Source organism: Salmonella sp. SAL4457, assembly GCF_046548235.1.
In the GTDB taxonomy this organism is placed as follows: Bacteria; Pseudomonadota; Gammaproteobacteria; order Enterobacterales; family Enterobacteriaceae; genus Salmonella; species Salmonella enterica.
On sequence record NZ_JBGDZO010001430.1, the window covers coordinates 1 to 232 of the forward strand.

Annotated in this window: 1 protein-coding gene; it reads right to left on the bottom strand. The window is 60.3% G+C overall.

Going from position 1 to position 232, the window contains the following annotated elements; genetic code table 11:
- Nucleotides 1–147, bottom strand: a 147-nt coding sequence (locus tag ACLJNW_RS28885) for a DUF2061 domain-containing protein (RefSeq protein ID WP_410962118.1), incomplete at its 3' end; no start/stop codon positions are given.
- Between the last annotated feature and the right edge of the window lie 85 nt (nt 148–232).

Consider the following 232-nt stretch of genomic DNA (forward strand, 5'->3'; position numbering starts at 1 on the left):
GTTGCACAGCGGCTCGACCGCCGCCACCAGCCCGCCGACCGCTATGCTGCCGGTCAGCGCATAGGCCACGCTGAAGGCGATGATGAAGTGCATGACGGTGAAGGTCAGGGTCTTGAGCATGGCTGCTCTCCTTTGATCGAGAATCATTCCTCTTTGGCGAAAGCCTATCCAGGCGCTCGGCCAAGCGGAAATCGGCCTGTCCAATCGAGTGCATAGAGCGCTTCGATCGCAC